At 39.5% G+C, this 21,909-nt stretch carries 13 protein-coding genes; 8 read left to right on the plus strand and 5 right to left on the minus strand.

Annotation, left to right across the window (positions count from 1 at the left end):
• From VGN67_RS00960 to VGN67_RS00980, 5 genes are all read left to right on the plus strand, one after another.
• Positions 1–981 carry a hypothetical protein gene (locus tag VGN67_RS00960; RefSeq protein WP_327484884.1) on the plus strand — a complete coding sequence of 327 codons (981 nt, stop codon included), beginning with the start codon at positions 1–3 and terminating at the stop codon, positions 979–981.
• An 11-nt stretch (positions 982–992) separates the two neighbouring features.
• Positions 993–2,510 carry a DUF4384 domain-containing protein gene (locus VGN67_RS00965; RefSeq protein ID WP_327484885.1) on the plus strand — a complete coding sequence of 506 codons (1,518 nt, stop codon included), beginning with the start codon at positions 993–995 and terminating at the stop codon, positions 2,508–2,510.
• Between the two features lie 91 nt (positions 2,511–2,601).
• A complete protein-coding gene (locus VGN67_RS00970; RefSeq protein ID WP_327484886.1) occupies positions 2,602–3,366 on the plus strand; it encodes a hypothetical protein in 765 nt (254 codons plus the stop codon).
• A 33-nt stretch (positions 3,367–3,399) separates the two neighbouring features.
• Positions 3,400–6,435, plus strand: a complete 3,036-nt coding sequence (locus tag VGN67_RS00975) for a tubulin-like doman-containing protein (protein ID WP_327484887.1) — start codon at positions 3,400–3,402, stop codon at positions 6,433–6,435.
• Positions 6,436–6,463: 28 nt separating this feature from the next.
• A complete protein-coding gene (locus VGN67_RS00980) occupies positions 6,464–7,021 on the plus strand; it encodes a hypothetical protein (RefSeq protein WP_327484888.1) in 558 nt (185 codons plus the stop codon).
• A gap of 383 nt (positions 7,022–7,404) precedes the next feature.
• Here VGN67_RS00980 and VGN67_RS00985 read toward each other — a convergent pair whose 3' ends face one another.
• A complete protein-coding gene (locus VGN67_RS00985; RefSeq protein WP_327484889.1) occupies positions 7,405–8,445 on the minus strand; it encodes a reverse transcriptase family protein in 1,041 nt (346 codons plus the stop codon).
• Positions 8,446–8,806: 361 nt separating this feature from the next.
• On the opposite strand from VGN67_RS00985, the gene VGN67_RS00990 reads away from it, so the two are divergent.
• The 3 genes from VGN67_RS00990 (at position 8,807) to VGN67_RS01000 (ending at position 11,929) form a co-directional block, all read left to right on the plus strand.
• Positions 8,807–9,739, plus strand: a complete 933-nt coding sequence (locus tag VGN67_RS00990) for an ADP-ribosylglycohydrolase family protein (protein ID WP_327484890.1) — start codon at positions 8,807–8,809, stop codon at positions 9,737–9,739.
• Between the two features lie 179 nt (positions 9,740–9,918).
• Entirely contained in the window at positions 9,919–10,353 is a 435-nt protein-coding gene (locus tag VGN67_RS00995; RefSeq protein ID WP_327484891.1) for a very short patch repair endonuclease, read from the plus strand.
• Positions 10,334–11,929, plus strand: a complete 1,596-nt coding sequence (locus tag VGN67_RS01000) for a DNA cytosine methyltransferase (RefSeq protein ID WP_327484892.1) — start codon at positions 10,334–10,336, stop codon at positions 11,927–11,929. The genes VGN67_RS00995 and VGN67_RS01000 overlap by 20 nt, the downstream gene beginning before the upstream one ends.
• A 333-nt stretch (positions 11,930–12,262) precedes the next feature.
• Here VGN67_RS01000 and VGN67_RS01005 read toward each other — a convergent pair whose 3' ends face one another.
• Genes VGN67_RS01005 through VGN67_RS01020 form a run of 4 tightly spaced genes read right to left on the minus strand, consistent with a single transcriptional unit; the run spans position 12,263 to position 21,907 of the window.
• A complete protein-coding gene (locus VGN67_RS01005; RefSeq protein ID WP_327484893.1) occupies positions 12,263–14,269 on the minus strand; it encodes an AIPR family protein in 2,007 nt (668 codons plus the stop codon).
• 10 nt (positions 14,270–14,279) lie between these two features.
• The gene (locus VGN67_RS01010; protein ID WP_327484894.1) at positions 14,280–16,346 is read right to left on the minus strand and encodes a DUF1998 domain-containing protein; all 2,067 of its coding nucleotides are present in this window, start codon (positions 16,344–16,346) and stop codon (positions 14,280–14,282) included.
• A gap of 2 nt (positions 16,347–16,348) precedes the next feature.
• Positions 16,349–20,152, minus strand: a complete 3,804-nt coding sequence (locus VGN67_RS01015) for a helicase-related protein (RefSeq protein ID WP_327484895.1) — start codon at positions 20,150–20,152, stop codon at positions 16,349–16,351.
• A gap of 6 nt (positions 20,153–20,158) precedes the next feature.
• Positions 20,159–21,907: a nuclease-related domain-containing DEAD/DEAH box helicase gene (locus VGN67_RS01020; protein ID WP_327484896.1), complete on the minus strand. Its 1,749-nt coding sequence runs from the start codon at positions 21,905–21,907 to the stop codon at positions 20,159–20,161.
• Positions 21,908–21,909 lie beyond the last annotated feature (2 nt).

Consider the following 21,909-nt stretch of genomic DNA (forward strand, 5'->3'; position numbering starts at 1 on the left):
ATGAGACAGCTTGTCATCCTCTGTTTTTTTATTGGCCTTTGTCTCTTGCCAAAGCTTACTAACGGACAGGAGACAGATTCCCTATTTTTTAAAAATGACTCGCTTGTTGACCATTCAATAAATAGGGGGGATTCACTTCTGGGTACTTATAAACATCAACGACTAGCTCCTGAGCCTTTTATGAAGGCTAGGATACACTACACAAATGATTTTGTAAAACGCTTTAATGATTTAGTTGGCCCTGACAATGATTCAATTAATGGTCATCATGACCATGCAGCAAGGAAGCAGCGTATCTGGAAACTTTTTGACTTAGAAGACGATAGATTAATCCGTAATAGTAGTAGCAATAGTGTATATAAATATGTAGTTGATCAATTTCTATATGAAGTCTGCGAATCATTCAAACCAGGGACTTTAATAGCCCCTAATGAGAATATGTACGCAGAAGTCCGGGGGTCCGCCATTTGGAAGCAGCAAACGCATGAATACAAAATGTACTTAAAAAAGGAGCGTGCAGGTAGTAATTGGCTTTGGGAGATCATTAGTATTGACGCACCTTTTCTGTTGACAAGTACGGGTACATTAGATAAAGACACTACTACAAAGAATGTATCAAAGTTTATTCCACCTAATGCTCATGAAATGAATTTTATGGCGCTGTTCAAACATCTTAACGCAGGACAAAGCATAAATTATTTTATTGATGATTCATATCCTAATGATAGTCTGCTGAATACCTTTGCCTACTTTCATTCCAATGGCCAACTTCGCCCTCAGACTTTAGAAATTTCCTCTTTGTGGATTAACACTCCAATGCGATGGCTTATCCAGTTACGGCAGTTTAACCGGGACTCTGATAATTCGGGTTGGCTCATCAGCGATTTATGTCGCTCGTCTGAAACAACCTGCCTACCAAAGGGACTTCATAATAAAATCCGTAATACTTTTATCTCAAATAATCGTGGAGTAGAAAAGTGAAATAAATTTGTATGAGATTATCTCTTTACATATTGCTCCTTCTACTATCAATTGGGACATCCTATATAAAGGCACAATCCTATACTCAGACTGAAAAAAATAAAATAGCTAAGACAGCTCGACAACTGATTCATGATAAATACCTGGCAAATGTTGAGATTTTAACGAATTATGAAGTCAACCAGCCATTTGAGGCTCTACAAGGCCAATTAAATGGATTAATAAAGGATGCTTTTCTTAATAGGGACGTACTTATTTTTAATGAGTTCAGGACAGCAGTCAGAGCCTATACTTCTGTAGAGGAATATATTAAGGATTGCCGCATTTTCTCGGGAGGTAAGCCATTAGAAAACAGTTTGAACATTGATGATGCGCATTATGATATCCAAAAGACTAAAGATGGAGAGCCTTATGTGAACGTATATCTTGACAAACAATTGAAAGGTATTGATTTGCACGGCACAAAGCTTCACTATCAGAATCTAACAGAGTTTCGGGTACATTTTACATATAGCAAAGCAGCTGAGACGTTCCTTAATTTTAAGATTACGGGCATCAGTAAAGTAGATAAATGGCCTACTTCAGCCTTTATATTAACAAACCAAGATTTAAAAGCCACTGATGAAGAGCCAGTAGAACAACCGATGGATCTTCTAACGGCTTTATCTTCACTAACTAACAACATCAAACAACAAATACCTGACAAAACTGCAAAGCTCACACTTGCAGCTTTTACATATAACAGTTGCGGAATCAATGATGAACTCTCTGATCGTATATACGCTACTTTTAGCAGTTGCCTTCAGAAACAAGCCAAAATAGAAGCCGTATCCACAGCTCAGTCTATGGAAACACCACTATATATAAGAGGCTATTACCAGGAAGATATCAATAATTTGCGGCTGGTAGCGGAGCTGCTAGATAGTAAAACTAATAAAGTCTTAGTGAAATATGAGAATATGGAACTACCACTTACCTGGCTAGACCAACAAGGCTTACGTCTGAAGCCTGTAACATACCAGCAGGTAGTTGCAATTCAGGATACACTTAAACAACTTGTTCCTGAAGCTAAAACTTCTTTGACAATTGAGGTCAATACTGATCGGGGACGTTCAGGAGTTGAATATTGGGAGGGGCAGCAAATGCGCATAGAGGTCGTGGCTAACCGGCCATGCTATTTAAGGTTGTTATACCGGTTAGCTGATGGAACTCATACTCTATTGGAAAATGACTTCGAAATCAAACCGGGGCAAGAAAATAAACCCGTCCGTATATCACCTCAGTCAACTTTCGTATGCTCTGCTCCATTTGGCACAGAGTACTTGTTAGCCTATGCTTCTGAAGTTCCTTTTTGTCCAATCCCGACTGATTCTAAAAAGAAGGTGCACATGCGCGAAGAAGATGGATATAAAATTATAGAAGGACCACTGTCGGCAATCATAGCAACTCTTAAATGTAATCAGAAGCAGCAGGAAACATTAGCTGTTGATAAATTGCAAATAACTACGCGGGCTACAGCCAAGCGCTAGTTAATGAAAAAGATAGAATAAATAGGTGTTTTTCTGAATCGTATACACATACATCAGATCCATTTAATCCATTATCAAACTAAAACCCAGTATGAATTGGCTACTTGAACTGATCACTATTGTTTCTGAGGGTCTTGGCAGATTTACTCCCGGAAATTTAAGTCTTACTCTTGCGGCTGCACTTGGCTTCTCTCTACTTTGCGGTTGGATATGCCTGCACTATGTACAACTTTTAAATAAAAGATTTCAACTAACTTCTACCCATAAAATATTCACTGCCCTGGCCTGTACACTGACTTTCTTTTTCGTGCTGGCATTTGCGGGATTAACTTTCATGCGGGAGATCACGCAGGCGCAGATTGAAATTTGGCAGGTAAATATTAAGGAGGATCAGGTTTGGAGCCAAAGTACTTTTGAGAAGACCTATAATAAAGTTAAAGAATCGGGTAAAGAAGACATTTCTACTTTCCCTCCCATTGAGGAAGGTTCTATTCCAGTGTCCCATAAGGACTCCAAGCTTCTTGCTGCTCAGATATATTCTAATGAGGCATGTACAAATTTTGATGAAATGCACCCATTCCTGAGTAAAATTGTATGGGCTACTCCCTCTCTTCCTACTGAAGTAATTCATTCAGATGTAGCATCTTTTTTTAAAAGTTATCCTGGAAAAAGCTATCCAACAGAAAATGCAATTGATCTGGCAGCTAAACATATAAAAGATGAGTTATTGGTACAGGCCCCGCGAGTAGTCACCATCTCACGCATTTGTTTAGTGCTGGCCTTTTTTCTGGTGCAGTTAATCCCCTTTGGCCTTATTGGTTTTGCAGCTTATAAGGATATCAAGAGCAGTCTGTAAAACATTAAATTCCACTATCAACAAGAGTCAATCATGGCTAATCATCTACTAATTGTTTCAGGAGGCACGGGCGGCAAGGTAGTTAGAGCATTTAAGAAATTAGTCTACCAGCAATACAGAAATCAGCATCCCAACAATATTGAGTACTTGTACATCGATTCAAGCACTGATGAATACAACAAGGAGTCAGAGTGGGAGGTTATGGGCGAATCTATAGCTTTGGGAACTAGTAACTTTCTAGAGCTTAAATCGGATAACCTGGCTAGTAAGTTTGCTGAAATAGAAAGATACCCAGGAGTAAAAGATTTTATTGGTGACAAGGAGTTTTGGATTGACCTGATAAATGACTCAAGAGGTCAAAAAACGGCCGGAATGCAACGCCGACGGATGGGGCGCATCTTGTTTGCCAGTAATGCAAAGGTATTTAATACATCACTTGCTCAGCGGGTTACAAAGCTACAGCAGGCTACCAATGAAACAGATGTTACTTTTCACATTTGCGCTGGTTTAGCAGGAGGTACGGGCAGTGGATCAATAATCGATATAATAACGCAGATTCGTAACAATTATCCAGCGCATAATACTAACTACTCTATCCTGGTATACGTTTATCTACCCGAGGACGCAACTACTTGGAATACCGAACTGGACTTCTACTATGCAAATGGGTATGCGGCCCTCATGGATTTAAATGCAGTTAGTGCGGGAGCCTTACGCCCCTATGATGTTACCGGCGAAAAGGCCCCATTAACTGTGGACACTCCGTTTACTGGATGTTATGTATTCAGTAATCAGAACGAAAATGGTATTACTGTCAATAAGGAAACAGAGCTACCATCCATTGTAGCTGATTTTATTTATCAGAAAACGATTGGTTTGACTCAGATCTCCTCTGAGTTACACCGATTGGAATCAGGAGAAAATGGCGACCCTACTCCCGAAATGGCTGTTGGTAGTAGAACCGCTGAGCGTAGCAAACGCTTTTTGAGCTTTGGGATCAAAAGGCTTGCTATCCCTGAGCAGGAAATCAGAGAGTATCTTACTTATAACTTTGCTAAGCAGGCCGCACTTCAGCTACGATTCAATAACTGGGTTGATGTTGCTGGTTTTGTTAATGATCCAAAGACAAGGAGTTTCAATGAAGAAGTGCGCCAAGCTGATGTACTTCAAAGATGGCATTTAACCTTCAACCATCTTATCCTATCAGAGGCTGTACTTATAGATGATACTAGCCGCAAGTGGAAGACGTATCAGACTCATTGGCGAGAAAAGTGTGAATTCTTTAAATCATTAGCTAGGCAGAGCGAAAAAGGGAGATGGATAGATGCTATAAAAACTTTGGCGTTGAAAGAGTACGAGGAAGACTTCAGAAAGTCAGGAGGCGTTACAAGTTTCTTCCATGCCAAACGGAAGGATAAGCGAGATATGGCTATTGAGATTCGAAGGGGAATTGAAAGTGAGTTTTTTGGAGAGTGGCGCAGTGGGAAGCTGTCCATCAGTGATCTTAAAATAAAACTAAATGCATTGCTAAATTATTTACGGGCAGATGTCACAAAAGAACTTGATAGTAAATTAGAATCACATACCAGGCTGCTGGATAATGCCAGGGAAGCAGTTAGAACAAATGATGAGAATTGGGCCAAGATTGGTCTCCTTTCAGATATGCTGGGAAAGCGCGAGCAGATTTTTGAAGCCCAGGTACTAGCTATCCAGGATGAATACCGTATTCGTACCACAATAGAAGGAATTAAGTTCGGACAAGACTTTATATACGAAGTAATTGAGCAACTTGAATTGCTGAATCAAGAAATTACCATAGCAAGTGCAACAGTTAACAATGGTTTAGAGATTTTTGAGCAAAATATCCAATCTCGCTGTAATGATCAGGAGTGGACACTGGATGATGAATCCGAGTACATTGAGATCTTCAAGCAACAGCTGGTACCCTTTTACGAGTCAATGAAGGTGAAAGAAATAGTGAAAAGATTTGAGCGTGACGATAAGGTGCAAGAGCAGCAAACAGCGAAGGTTCGGGAAGCACTATCAAATATTTTAGGGAGTAACCGTCTGAATTTTGTCAACTTTAATAGCCTCATATCCAAAAGTACTTTTGTTAATACTCTTGAAAAAGTATGTCAGGAGAATGCCATCGCGTTTGAAGCAGATTTGGGTACTCAGGACAGGCTATTAGGTATGAACGTACTAGAAAAATTGCAGTACAAGTATGGGAGTGACATTAGGGCTCTTCGCAGCTTAACAAGCCAGCTTATGAAGTTTGCTGGTTGCTACGTTCTATTTAATCCAAATGAGATAAATAAAGCGGGGGATGGCTTCTCAGCCGGAGCTGCGAAGAGAACCCTGTTTGTTATTCTACCAAAGAACTCTACTGCAAACTATCCTACATTCATTGATAAATTAAAAACAGCGTTCGAATTTAATAAAAATCAGCAGAGTGAATTGAAGTTTCTTGAGGCTGATTCCAGTGAGCATCAAATAACACTGATGACAGTAACCAGTTTATTCCCCCTGCGGTACCTAACCCACACGGAGCGTTTACGCGAGAAGTACCAACTGCGGTTGCAAAAGACTGACTCTGTAAGAGCACGTATGCTGGTTCATATTCAGGATGATGAATTACCCGATCTGTTTGCACCTACCTTACAGGAGCTTATTGCTAAATTAGACCAGAAGCGTATGGAGTGTATTCCGGATCTACTGCTCGCACATGCGATGAACCGTGTAAAAGAGAAGGAGAATAGTGACGGATATACAAAACTTGCATTAGTAGAAGTCGATCGGTTCGGGGACGAAGAGCCTTTATTCTTTATGGATAAAATGCTTCATAATGCCTGGAAAAGCCTTATTCCTACTGAAATTGAAAAACTGTCAAGGGTTGTTCGTGAGGAAAGCCAGAAAAGCTTTAAACATAAGGCTAAAAAGGATGAATTGGTAACAAATATTGAGAAGTTAGTTATCAAGCTTAAAGATGAAATTAATAATCCAAATGACTATAATCTTTTTAAAGACGCTGCAAAAAGGATAATTAATGATCTGGAAAAAGAAAAATAACTAGTAGACACTATCAAAGTACACACATATGGTAAAGCGATACGGTAAATGCACAAATATTGATGATGACTGCCCGAAAGCTAAATCTGGTGAAATCATCAAAATTGAAGGAGCTAATGAATTTATTTGTCCCGAATGTAAAAATGATTTATTTGAAGTAAAGCCGCCACCGCCTAATTCAAAAATCCCTATTATATTAGTTGCTGGTTTATTCTTATTAGGATTTATATCTTATACATATGGATGGCCTCTTGTTAAGTCCCTATTTTTTACTAAGCAGAAGGGAAAACACGAACAGCTTGGCAATTCGGGAGATTCTAGTAATAATGGTGGTGGTAGAAGTAAAGAGCCTAAGCCAGAAGTATTTCCACCTAATGGAGTAAAGATTGCTAATACAGAAGACTGCCAAGATTGCCGATCATATTACTATGTGCATGATGGAAAGGGGGGTAAAAGACGCGTAGATGGAGATTACAGTACCAGTTGTTGCCAATGTGGTACAGTTAAACGTTTCAGCGATGGCTTTGACTACAGTATCACTTGTGACGGAGACAGGATTATTGCTAAGATGATAACTACTCCTTAGCTTTAGTGATAGGTATTTCTAATAATTGCTTAGTTATAAAAAACGCTTAGCATTCAAATGCTAAGCGTTTTTATTTTCAACCTGCTGACTTTAGGTAAGTACTACTATAAAAAAGTATATATAGTATGTTTGTGCTGTCCAAAATAGGGCTACGTAGCTCCCTCCTTTGGCTTTCCTTGTCTTAATCTAAATGCGCTGAATTATTGTACTTTCTTCTGCCATTTGTAAGTCTTTATACTGCATTTTTCCTTGCAAATCTATGCAGTTAGTAATGTATGTACCCAGATTATCGGGCAGCTAGGAGGTAAGTAGGATAGTCAGATCGATTGTAGATTGGAAAGACTGAGCAGTGGCCAAACTAATGGCTACTTTTATCTACTCAATTACATGTTATCACGCTTCCGCAATTTAAAGTATTGGCTAATGTATCGAAGAAAAATGTCATCGTCTGCACCGCAGACCATCTTTAAGTAGTTCAACTTTCCTTCGAGTACATACAGCAACTGAGGCTCCTCGCAGGCATAAGTTGCCGGCCTTTTGACGAATGTCTTGTGGAAACGTTCCTGAGCCGAAGTATAGCCAAGCTTTTCCCAGTTATAGAGCATGGATCTAATCAGGCGAATGTACTCCCGTGAAACGTTTGTTTTCTCGTTTACAGTTAGTCCGGTGACTTCCTGTCTTTGGGCACTATTCTGTATCCTTACTTTTTTTGCATTAACCGTAAAGCCTTCCTCCGCAATAATAGCTCCAATTTGCCCGGGCCACTCATTTTTCCACTCATCTGAAGAGGAAAAACTTAAGTCATCTGCGTAGCGGGTGTAGGTTAAGTTATTTTCAACCGCAAATTCCTGAAGCAGTACATCAAGCCTTTGACAGACAATATTGGATAAAACGGGTGAAGTAGGAGCTCCCTGCGGCAATCGTTGCTTAAAGCAACATAACCAGGTCAGGTGAAAAGCCATTCTTTCACTGAAGTTGAAAGGTTGCCGCTGAAGTACAACCATTATCCGGCTGGAATCGATACTGTGAAAAAAGTCAAGCAGATCAATATTGAGGACAAAAGGCTTACGAAGGTGCAGCTCAGCATTAGAGACAACACTTTTACCTTCAATGAATCCATGAACAGCGGCCGGTGGCTCATAGAGTCTTGCCAAACAGGTTGAAAGAAGAGTCTGAACTACTTTTAGCTCCGGATCAGGTGCACTGATTGTGCGTGAGCCTCCTGAACGCTTGGGAATAGCAAATGAGGAATATCTTTTTGTAGTAGTGGTATATAAATCCCTGAACTCATCAAGGGTAATATTTTTGAAATCTCTCCCCCTTTTTCCAGATAATGTTTTTATTAATTTATATACATCCTCTATACTTTCTCCATTCAGGAGAAGGTCAGCCTGGGCATCCTTTTTATTGATAGATTGAGTCATCGAAAAGAAAAAAGCCTGATTGGGTACTGGTTTAGTATTCCAATGATTAGTCTCACTATTTCATAGTAGATGTACCACGTTTTAAAATAGTGGGATGCAACCAACGCTTGATGCGCGCGCAGCGCGCCCTTTTTTACCGCTACATTTAAAGATTACGTCGCGAAACACAACGCAAAAACCTTATTCCCAATCAGGTCTGGTAAATGTAAAAAATGGGTAGAAATAAAACAAGCCAGACCTCTATTTCAGATTGCTTAAAAATTATTCTGTCCAACTATTTTTTTAGACTCAGAAGCACCTGATTATTGAAAGTAAATGTTAATTATGTACATTGTTATCTTACTCCTCCACCTTTTTTCTTTTGATTAAGGACGCATTATTTGGACTGGCCGTTGGCGATGCCCTCGGAGTCCCGGTAGAATTCAGAAGTCGGGCGGCTATCCGTCAGGATCCTGTTACTGATATGATAGGGTATGGCACCTATCACCTACCTCCTGGTACCTGGTCCGACGATAGCTCATTAGCTTTCTGCCTCGCTGAGGTCCTGACGCAGGGATATGATCTTGATGCAATAGGCCAGAATTTTGTTAAGTGGCTTTACCATAACTACTGGACGCCCTATAATGTCGTGTTTGATGTAGGCATCTCAACTAAAGATGCTATTCGAAATATCTCTCAGGGAATACGCCCGGAACTGGCAGGAGGTACCTCCGAATTTGACAATGGCAATGGCTCTTTAATGCGAATTTTGCCCCTCATCTTTTATATCAAAGACAAACCTATTGATGAACGTTTTCAAATCACTAAAGAGGTATCTTCTATTACACACAGACACATCCGGTCTGTTATAGGTTGCTTTTACTATCTGGAGTTTGCGAGAGGTTTGCTGAATCAGGAAGATAAGTTTAAGATTTATCAAAAGCTTCAGACTGACATCCCTACCTATCTCAATTATTTGTCAGTTGACCCTGATGAGATAGCCTGGTATAATAGACTACTTATGGGAAACATTCACGAATTGCCGGACGAGGAAATCAATGGAAGTGGCTATGTAGTACACGCACTGGAGGCGAGTATCTGGTGTTTGCTTACAACCAACAGTTACAGGGAGGCAGTCCTTCAGGCAGTAAACCTGGGCGAAGATACGGATACTACCGCCGCAATCACTGGTGGCCTGGCCGGTATACTCTACGGTTTTGAAAGCATCCCGGCCTATTGGGTAAATCAGCTGGCAAGAAGGGAGGATATAAATGCCCTGGCTGCCAGATTTGAGGCTGGAATTACATACTTTTAATAAAAATTATACCTGATTAGGTTAGAAGCAGCACATTCTGCTGTGCCTCAGTGCATATTGAAACTTATGCTTTATAGTTTCACTATTTCACTGGCAGAAATTGATTTTTCTTTCTTAAGGTGTAATATTAATATAGGGTTATCACTATTTTTAAGAAATAGTAATTCCAAATACCTGATATGGCAGACGTTCATAGTAAAGAGGTCAGGAGCTATAATATGAGCCGTATAAGGTCCAGGAACACAAAGCCTGAGATACTTGTAAGGAAGTTTTTACATGCTAGTGGATTCAGGTACCGACTACATGTAAAAGCGCTGCCGGGTAAGCCCGATATTGTTTTGCCAAAGTTTAAAACGGTGGTGTTCGTTCATGGATGCTTTTGGCATGGACATACTGGTTGTAAGTATTTTGTAATTCCAAAAACAAGAACAGAATGGTGGCTGAGCAAGATTAACGGTAATATACAGAATGACGAACATACTACTTCAGGACTAGAGAAACTAGGCTGGAGAGTAATTGAGGTTTGGGAATGTGAGCTAAAAAAGGACAGATTATCAGGGACGTTGAATGAACTGGCAAAGAATATAAGAAACAATGGGAATACCGATAATTGATCTGTTTGCCGGTCCGGGAGGATTGGGTGAAGGATTTACCTCCTTATTAAATAGCGATGGGAATCGGGCCTTTAAAATAGGCATATCAGTAGAGAAAGATGACTTTGCTCACCAGACACTAACGTTAAGAAGCTTTGTAAGGCAATTCCCCCCCTTTGAACTGCCAGCTGAATACTATCAGTTTATGAGGGGCGAAATAAAATTGAAGGAGTTATACAGCCTCTTTCCCGGAGAGCACTCTCATGCCGAACAGGAGGCTCAGAAACTGACACTGGGAAAAGTACCGGTAGACCAACTGGATGAAAAAATCAGCAATGCTCTGAATGGTGCTGAAAACTGGGTGCTTATTGGAGGACCACCTTGTCAGGCATATTCTATTGTGGGACGTTCCAGACGCGGAGGTATCAACCCGGAAGATGAAAGGGTGTATCTGTACCGTGAATATTACCGAATACTGGCGGTACATAATCCACCCGTGTTTGTAATGGAGAATGTAAAAGGAATATTATCATCAAAAGTCAATGATAGTCTAATATTTCAACAAATATTATCCGATCTCAGAGACCCCGTGAATGCTTACAGTGAGCTTCAGGGAAAAATTGATGATGATTTGATTTGTCCGGGTTACAATATTTATTCATTGACTAAGAAACCTGTAAGTACAGATATTTTTGGAAATCCAGAATATGATATCCGAGACTTTATTATTAAAGCTGAAGAGTATGGTATTCCCCAGGCAAGACACAGAGTTATACTGCTTGGAATCAGAAAAGATCTGAATATAAGTAAGCCTTCAGTATTAACAAAAAAGAAGGAAGTAAATGTAAAAGATGTAATAAGTGGCCTTCCAGAAATAAGGAGTGGGATTTCAAAAGGTCCAGACCTCAATAACGCCTGGAAAAAGGTTCTGAAAGAGTCATTGCATCATCCTTTTTTCAATTCAATAAAAGATATAGAAATCAGGGAGGAAATAATAAATAAGGTTAACAATTTAATCTTGTGTGAATTTGGAGCCGGAAAGCATTTCATCAAAAGCCAAACCTCTATAAATTATAAAGCCGAATGGTATCTTGATAAAAATGTTGGCGGTGCGTGTAACCACGAGTCCAGAAGCCATATCGTAATGGATCTATATCGCTACCTCTTTGTATCATGTTTTGCTACAGTCCATGGCCGTTCTCCAAAACTCTTTGATTTTCCGGATAGCCTTTTACCAAAACATAAAAATGTTTATTTAGGAGTGTCTGGAAACAAATTTGGTGATAGATTCTGTGTACAATTGTATGACAAGCCTTCTAAAACTATAACCAGCCACATCTCAAAGGATGGACATTACTATATACATCCTGATTCCCGTCAGTGTAGAAGCTTTACTGTAAGAGAGGCCGCCAGAATTCAAACCTTCCCTGATAATTACTATTTCTGTGGTTCAAGAACTTCTCAGTTCCATCAGGTAGGAAATGCAGTACCACCATTACTTGCTTATCAGATTGCAGAAGTAGTAAAAGATGTTCTTGATAAAGTTCAAGAGAACACATTATTTACTAACACTAAAGAGGAACCACTATATTTATAAAGAACGGAGCAGACAGTAGTGAAACAAACAAGTAGTTCCATGTTGTATGTTGTTATGGAAAATTTCTTGGGGATATATTATTTTTACACTTATAAAGAATAGTATATAAATAACAAAATTAAACTTGGCTATTTGATATTATAACTGACAATATTATTTCAGGTTACTTCTGCTATTTAGCCGCTGGTGTCAGTAATTTTAAGGACAAAAGAGATCAATGAATGAGTGAGTAAAGCTATAGTATGACTTTCTGCTAATAGGTTTTGTAAGAAAAGAATTTTTTAATAATATGTTTAAGGATATTAAAATTTCACCTGCTCCATAAATTGTGGTTTATTCTTCTGGTATGAAACCTTTTTCTTGGGCTTCCCTACGAATTCGCATTGCGTTATCAGCCTGCTTAGGGGATAATTTAGTGCCACGGTTGTGTAATACCCCTAGATTATAGGCAAGTTTTCTATCAAAGGGGCTTAATTGACTATTGGCCTTGGCCCATTTAGCCAGAGCGAACCAAATAGCTCCTTTTATTGAAGAGGCACTTTCAATTATTTTTACTTGCTGTTCACTTAATAATTTACCTTCTTGCCCTGTATTTACTAGCTGGTCATTCAGAATACTCGCATCTACGTACTTGTCTTTGAGCGTATTCCAGCACTCAAGCCGTTTGCACCATTCTGTCACATTCATTCCCTGCTTAGGTGGTTGTGTAATATGAATCCATACCGTATCAATCAGTTTTGCAATAAATGATTGTAGTTCTTCATTGAGTTTTTGCTGCTGCCAGATTTTATCAAGGTTTAATTTCTGACCTGATTTATGCGAAAGTAGTGATACTGTATAGGTAACTACATTGGCTTTATATCCCGCAAGCTTCTTTTTAGTTACCAGTTTATCAGTTTCCTTGAAGAGTATAGCCTTAGCCAGCAGCCGTTCATATTCTGATTTAGTCAGCTCAGCGTTCTGATCAGTTTCCTTTAAAAAGAGAAGATAGTTTTTTTCACCGCCTTTACTTACATCATGTGGGCGCTGCCGCCAGCACATTTCATATTTAGCCAGATCAGTTTTGGTAAATTTATACTTTTTAGGATGCTCTGCGTCAAATAGTTTCTGGTCTTTTTTTGAAGGTATTCTGGAACGCTCGTCCAGATACTGCCCCCTTGTTCTTTCATAATACCATTTGCTGACAGATTTGCCACCATTAGATTCAGGTATCCATATTGTCCTTGAACACCGCTCAATAGATACATGATAAGGCGAGTTCGAGCTAAAATCAGAGGCTTTGATGGCAGTTTGACTGTTAGCAAACTGTGATATTTGTGGTACAATATCATTTAAGCTATTACCAGTCTTTACCACTGAAATCTTCATAGGTACAAAGACTTTACTCAAATCAATGTCCTTTTCGTTTGAGGTGTAATAAATTGAGGCCGTTGTCTGACCACCGTTAACTATCTGAAGGTTCTCGATTCGACTTAAATAAGCCACTCCTCCATCATGACTAACTTCTACATTTTCGGCAGTAGTTGAAATGCCATTATTATAGGCGAAAAACATATCCGGCTGAGTCCTTATGGTTTCACGGATACCACTATTTACTTTCGTTTTAAACTGTAGGAATGTACGCACATTCTTTTCCAGCAGCCCCTGCTTGTATTGGCCATAAATATCAGACAGTATGCCAGCAGGAAGTATAGTAAGATACTCATCTACTTTGTCACTAACATTATCCATCTGCAGACATTTGAGTTTGAAGTTGTAATCTCTTTCAAAATCAATTTCAATCTTCTGCTTTCCTGACTTTATAAGATATTGCTGATATACACGTTCAATATCCCAAAGTTCATAGTCCCAGGTTATATTATCTTCTCCTTTATCTTTAGGTACGATATGTGCGGAGCATAAACCATTGGTTAATACAAATACGCGTACATTTCTAACATAGGTCTTTGTCTGTTGAATGATATTTATAAAATCAGACAAATGTTCATCAGGTTCTTCAATTTTATCTGAAATAGTGCCGTCCCTAGCTGCTATAAAAAACTTTTCTGCTTTGCTAAATGCATCAATTATTTCTCTATCGGGAATCTTTTGAACTCCTGATACCTCTCTGCTAATTGTTATAAACAGATCGATTGATTCATTATCGTCATCATAGTCAATAGCATTGATTTTTAAACCCCTGGCTTTTAAACTACATAACTGTGGCTCAAGCGCTTCCCCACAATCCTTTATATATTCCAGGACATCATTTGTTATGACATCTTCAAGCGAAAGTCCATCAGACTCTGCACTGATCAATACATTTTCAAAAAAGTCAGCCGCGAATTCTTCTAATGTCATAGAGTTGAGGTTACTGGTTGAAAAGGCCTAAGTCTGGATTATTCAACATCCCGATTACTGCTGCCCGATCAAGGTATTTATTCATTTTTTCACAGCTTGTTTCGGGTAAAAGCACGCAGGAGTAGCAGGCAGCCAGATTGAGCCCCATAAATCCTTGTCCCTGGTCTGCAGAAATACATAGTGGATCAGAAGAACACCATCTGGCTTTATCTACCCCTTTTTTGATAATGGAAGAGAGATAATTTGGCTGACCCTTCTCTACCAGTCCACCCAATGAGCCTTCAGCATCAGACGTAGTGGTATAAATAAGGATTCCATTCATTTCATCATCAGTACCTATTTTATCATCACTGCTGCAATAAATAATTTCGGAAAGGGAAGAAAGGCTGTAACCACAATCTTCTGCAAGTTCTTTGAGCAATATATGTGAAAGTGTATGCAGGAACAGGTAACGCTTAGTAAGGAGCTGGTGATTTTGCTGGAAATCACGGTTTACCAGCTGAAGGTTTGAATTTATGGTATCAAGCCGGTTGTCACAATACGTATTGGACCAGGCGTTGAGCCTGTCGTTACTGAACTTTAGCAGAATACCTTCTCCCTTTACTTCTACTGCGGGTAGCTCACGGGTATGGGTAGGATCTTTTCGGGCATCCTGAATCCGATCAAATTCAAGTCTCTGTGTAGCATTTAGATTATCTGCTGCTTCGGCAAATACCAGTTCTTCGCCTAAAAGTGGTCTTACCCTCGTGAAACCTTTGTAAACTTTTAGGGCAGAAAGTTTTTCCATCAAGACTACTTCATCCAAAAGACCGTCCTGATCGATTAATGTATTATAAGCTCCACCAGCAACTTTAGCTTTATTAAACCATACAGTATCATCATCCATTATTGGACCCGTGAATGCCTTAAACTCCTGTTCTCGTAGCAGTACTGCTTTATTTATGTATCGTTCCTCCGTATTATCTCCAAAGTAATTTTTAATAAAACACTTTACTGAAAAAATGTTGTAATCAAGTTTAAGCAGCTTATGATTTGGGTTCTTCTCAACATTCTTTAAAAAAAGGTCTCTCCATTGGTCATTGGTATAAACCTGATAGGTATCAGGTGAGTTATCTTTATAGCTTTCAATAGTAGAATCCAGAATCTTTTGTACCTCCGGAGGACACTGCTGTTCAAATGAAGTTTTGGGTAATAAAATGCCGCTGTAAATAATTGGAAATATAATATTCCCGGCACCCCTTTGCATTGTACGGGGAAACTTTCGTTTGGCCTCATCTGATAGATCTTCACCATTCATTATGGCTTCCGGGGAGGGAATATCATTGATCAATTCCGTTACATAGGATTCGTTATCATGCCAGCCTTTCCAGGGTTTAGGTAAGTAACCCTTCACATAGTTAAGATAATGACCATGTGCATCCGGGGTAGTAAAAATCGCCTGGTCAAATATATCTCCCAGATTTTCAGAAGCGATTAATCTATTACCATTGTGACTTCGGCTTTCAACAATGATATCTCTCAATCCGGCTGAACCACCCCTTGATTTAAAATATAGCTTATGGTTTTTCTTGCGTTGTTCCGGGAGACGCCTATGAACGAACCAGTCCCACGGAAAATCCCCTAAGAATCCTTCTTCAGTTGCGATAACAAAACGCATTGGTACTAACGCTGAACGAATATTAGCCTGATGATTGGTACAATCTATGCAGTTAAAGGCCCTCATACCCTGATCAAAAGTGACGCCTTCCATAACCATTCTACCCATATCACGTGTAATTTGATGAATTAGACCACATCTTGGGCAATACTGCGCGCCAGGAAAGCGCAGGCCATATACAGATAAATTATTTATCCCATTCTGTAACGGGGGGACAACGAACTGTTCTACCTTAAAGGCTTCTGCAAGACGACTATCTTTAATTATTTGTTTTGCATTAGGACTATTTTCATCTGCATTTCCCCAATCTATTTGATTATCATCGTGACAAAGCATGATTAGGGATAGTTCCGGGAAATCAATCATTGAACCCGCCGGCCATGTATGTATAACCTGTGACTGTCTGATATCGTAGCTCATGTCTAATTCCTTTTTATCCTTATTTTAGAAGAAGATTCAACATTTCTTAAAGTCTGCATAGTGGGAACATGGTCCTGTAGGAGAGTATCTACAAATTGGGAGGGGGCGTTATAATATGCCTGGGGGTTGTCTATCCGGGTTACCAGAATACCAAGATTATGATCGTAATTCATAAAATTTACATAATTAGCCAATCTTCGATTAGCTGCAAGGTTTGACAAATTCTGGAAGCGTCCTCTAATTTCCGATCTGATTTGATCTGTTGTATCATGAATGGTTTGTAAGGCATCTCCCTCATATATAACAGCAGCTTTTGCTCTGACATCAGCTATTATCAGATCTATGAAATCTGTATAAGAATCATGATTAGCATTAAAAACTCCATTTGCTCCCTTTAAAAATAAACTTCTGGTAAGTGCTATCAGAACAGTTGGCAGCACTTTTTCCAGAGCTGGTCGTGAGAATGGAGTAACGGAGCTTGCTTCTACATGATAGTAATAGGCTTGGTGAAAAGCCTTAAATTGTTCGTAGTGTGAGCGGTCTCTGTTTTTAGTAGGGGCCAGAAATGTGAATACTACACCCGGGCCTTCCCTTCCAACACGGGAACTTGCCTGTATATACTCTGCGGCGGTTTTAGGTTGCCCATTGACAATCATAGTATTCAGTCTGGGTATATCTACTCCCACTGAAATCATATTAGTAGCAGGTGCGATTTGTACCGGCTCTGCCTGGTTCCCGAACAGATTTTTAACAGCATCTCTAAGCGTTATATAATCTTCCGCATTACCAGCATAAGGAAGCCCAGCCTGCTCAAAAAATGCCTGACTTTTGAATGTGCTCCACAAAGGGCCTTGTGCTGTTAGGAAGTCAGTAATTGTACGAATACCAGCTTCAAAAAGTCGTTTTACAAGAAAGTTATTTTCATCAAGCCCTTTTGGCAAAGTGGTTTTTTCCAGTCTGTCCAGCCCATTAGTGATATCATCAGCTGACATCACGCTCGACAATTCACAAAGAGTATTATTATTGAAAGGTTTAAAGAACGTACCAAAATGATTCGACAGCAGTTTTCGGTATGCTGCAATGTCATCAGTTAAGAATGTTCTGAACTTGCCCAGTTCTTTTAAAGCATTGAAATACATAACCAGTGTATAATGGTTATCCAGTATTTCATTATTGAATGGTAGTGCCGGAATTCTTTCCTGCAAAACAGCAGCTAGCCTTATGAGCGCTGTACTGGTAGTTATACCGGAAGGCATAAATCCTACATAAAGTCGATTATTAGGGTCTTCAGTAAGCTTTTTGGCATAAAATGAATCATCTGCATCGGTCGCCGGGGGTGGAAATTGTAGAAAGTTGGATCTTCCATATAGACGTTTACATTGTTCCTCTGCATTTCTGACAGTAGCGGTAGCTCCAACAACTTTGGAGATGGTTCCACCAGCTTCGCGACACAGTCTGTCAATGACTATTTCATAAACGCCATATATGGTCCCCAGGGCAGAACTAATCAGATGTAATTCATCCTGGATTATAAGTTCCGGAGATGGATAAAGCCGCTCAACCTCATTATTATTAAATTCTATGTTGAACAGATTAAAGGCCTCACTTCTCCATGCAAGCTGGACAAACTTATCTACAGTGGAGAACAGTAATGACGGACGCTCCTGGTAAATTGTTTGATCAACCTCGTAAACGGGCAGTACCTTTTCCCCATTTTGTCTAAAAGTTGCTCTGGTAACATGAAAATCGCAAAGGGTATTTGTACAGGCCATAAGATAACGACCTGTCGGTTGTCCCATATTGTTCAATCGTCTGAAATAGCCCCACCTGCCTGTTACCCGATTGTTTTCTATTTCGCGTATTAGACGGTTACCACAACATGGACAGGATAGTAAAGGAGGAGAAATTATGAATGTATTAGGTTGCTGGCCACCATTTACGCTCAAAATATATTGACCATAGTCAGCTATTTGATCATTCTCCTGATTTGGAGTCATTGACCTTCCCATCCAGATACCATTTGATATTCTTATCGTCCCGTAAGACTTAGGCTCATTTCTGCGAATAAGATCACAGGAGCAGATCAGGATAGTAGCCCTCTCAAACTGCTGTTTATTTAATAATCGTAATGTATAGCGCATCAAAACAGTTACACCAGCTCCCTTGTCCGGATCTTTATAGATCCTTAGAGCTGTTAGTCTTCTGTAGAAGATTGTAAAAGCGGTAAGACCAAGATAAGCTTCCGTCTTACCACCACCAGTAGGGAACCAGATAAGGTCAACTGTGTCCCGATCCTCTGATGAAGGATTTGTTATTCCTTCTACCTGGAATAGCAAAAAAGCAAGCTGGAATGGACGCCACCGGGCTAGTTTCCTAGAACCAATAGCGTTGTTTATGTTAGTATTCAGCCTACCATTAGCCCATATTTCCCCTGAACCTGCATCATAAGGGATGGCAGAGTAATCTGGCAGTGCATCATCAAACGCAGCATCATTACTCTGTACACGTCCCGCCTTCCTTCTGTGTTTGCTAAAGTCTGCCAGAACCCTTTGCATAAACATAGCTCTGTTAGCATCTTCAAATGCTTTGCGGGCATCACTGTCTTCTGAAAGAATCTCTATGCCCCGCTGCATTCTTGAATACAACTTCCGGCACTGTACCAGGTTTAATCGTGCTCTATCCTTAAGTACATTTGCCTGAATCGAGGTATTTATCTGCTCTTCCTGTGCTTCAATCCACTGTAGGTATATTTCAGTAAACTCGATTAATTCCTTTTGAATTTGAACCCACTGATAATCATTATTAATAGATGAGCCACTTAATCTTTTTATGTACAGAACTTCACTGTTTTTGAAAATTTCAGGATTAAGATCAACACCATTCACTTTTTCCTGCGGAAGTACCTGGGTGAAAACTTCCTTAACCAGCTTATCTTCAAATTTCCAGTTTACTGATATGCCATGCCCCTGAGCATAGATACAGTAATTGCGGTATAATAATTTAAGGTTAAGATCTTCGGGAGAAAGAATATTCAGGTCTGTACGGTCGTCAAACGCTATGAGATGGTCAGATGATTTAATGTTGATTCCAGGTTGAAACAGGCAAGCTTGCGGGTTCTTTTGTTGTGGAAAAGAAGCAACTGTGTTATTATTCATTAATGTGAAAGTTCTTATTTCCAGCTCTTCCTCTCCGCTCAGCTGCGGGTATGGTCTTGTGGTTACAGCCAGCTTTGCCTGCTCATGGATCCTGACAAAGATAATATTACCGTCCTCCGTAAAAGGTAGTCCGTGGAAATTATTGTTGCCATTTCCTAATGTTAATGTAAATTCTTCCGGACGGCGTTGGAAAACAACGACTTGACGAGTTCCTTCTCCGTTAGCAGCATCTCTTTCGATTGTACGTCTTTCATAAATTGCGAAGTTAACTTTTACTGTTAAAGGTGCTCCTTTGACAGTAAGTACTGATATGCCCGCAGCGGAAGGACGAAATTTAGTAGTTAATTCCAACTCACCAGAATTACCCACGTCATTTACCTCCTGTGTAAACCTTCTGTTTCTGATATTACCATTAGTAAGGTGCGCTACATTATCTGCCACTTCATTGTCTCCTTCTTCCTCATTAATAGCGCCAGTACCCACACTATTGTCATCCTGGTCTTCAGGAGCGTCCATCTGTGTCAGCTGAGGGAATAATACACCCACAGAATAAAAATCAAGCGGATTCTTCTCAAGAACTTCATTATGTCCACTAATAGGACCATGTAAAATTCTGGTTACTTCATTTAAAATTTCTTCTCTAATCATCATAGGGCTTCAGATTAAACTGTTTATACGGTCTTCGAATACAGGCTGAAAGAAAGTATTAATAAAGAAGATGCTTTGTGCTGTTGCTCTTGTGTTAGCAATATAAATGAGTGACATCTGAACTTTATCATGAATATTATAGTCAGCAGGTCCACAGATAATTATAAATCTGTTCTCTAGGCCTTTATAGGAATGGATAGTTGATATATTTACTTTTTTAACATTACTAAAAGCTCCCTCAAAATAGAGATTTGGATTAGACCGGATGAGAGCTTCAATTTGTCTTTTTTCAAAACAAAGTACAGTTATATCCTTTCTCTGTATACCTTCTTCCTCTTTATTACTGATGATACTATTAATCCTGTTCAGGAGATCAATTTCTGATTTGTAAAATCTAATCTCACTTTTCCAGAACTGATCCGTTTTTAAGCAAGGCATCTGCGGAAAGCCCGTCTGAACCGATGCACGCTGAATAGTCGATAATGTATTGCGGCAGTTTATTTGCAAAACATTTACAAAGCACGGGTACACTTCCCTTAGATACTCAAAATAGCTGTCAGCATCTCTGTTATAAATATTCTGAAACTCTTTATCCATAAAAAGTGCCCAGTTACCAGAATTAAGACCTCCTTTCAAAAGCTCGTCCAAAGCATCGAAATGATATTCATTGAGAATATCCTGACCTTCGTCCAGTATGAGATAATCAAAAGATTGCTTTTTAGAATCAGCAAGTTTTCTTACAAAGAGCAATGGTAGTTCCTGTGACCAGTAATCTTCCCCATTCTGTACAGGCCCAACACTATCATGTACATAGCTATTATCCCGATAGATGCCATGCAGGTGTTTTATTTCAAACATACCTTCATCAGATATATGGTTAACTGCCTGAGTATTGAGATATTCGGCGAGATTCTTATTGAAGCACACAAAAAGGGTTCGTTTACCAGAAGTAACTTTTCGTTTGAGCAATTCAAGAGCCAGCAGTGTTTTACCTGTGCCAGGCCCTCCCATAATAATGCCACCTCTTCCTTCATTATACTTCAGATTATCCAACGCAAACATTTGCATGGATGTAAGTCGGCTCGTCTCTTTATCGCTTTTAGAGATAAGATCAGAAACGGGCAAGCGAAAATGAAGATCTTTTCTGAAAAACTTACTTATGCTGCTTAACTCGAGGCTGCTTATACCAGTGCGATTACGGAACTGCGGGTGCGAAGACCAATAAAGTTTTAATTTTTCAATATATTTAATAAATCCATCATTAACTTTTTTGTCAGTGTAATCAAATATCAGTTCCGGATCATATTCCATTTGATCTTTAGTTGACTTCCTGAACTCATCTGGCTTTAAGCAATCAGGAAATAGTACACCTATTCCAAATACCAGCCTCTTTGAAACAAATCTTCTTTCAAAGAGGCCAGGAAGTAACCCATCCCTGGTCTGAAATAAAGAGTCATATGCCTGCTTGAAGGGATCGCCCTTCTCAGTACCACCCATCACATACCATTGGTTAGATAAAGAATCATATTTTATCTCCCCGCCTTTTACCTCCATAAATAGGATACATTCACTATCCAGATATACAAAGTCTATCTCACCCTTTACTCGTTTATCACCCGTCTTAGACATATTCAAAGAGTGAAAAAGGTATTTGTCAGAGTTGTTGAAGTACTTGCTTTCTGTTGCGGCTAGGTATATCTCTTTCTCTGCATGAGAATTGAAGTCATAACCGTTCAATGAGGAGGGGCTGATAGGCATTA

The sequence above is a fragment of the Telluribacter sp. genome, from assembly GCF_035998675.1.
Taxonomy (GTDB): Bacteria; Bacteroidota; Bacteroidia; order Cytophagales; family Spirosomataceae; genus Telluribacter.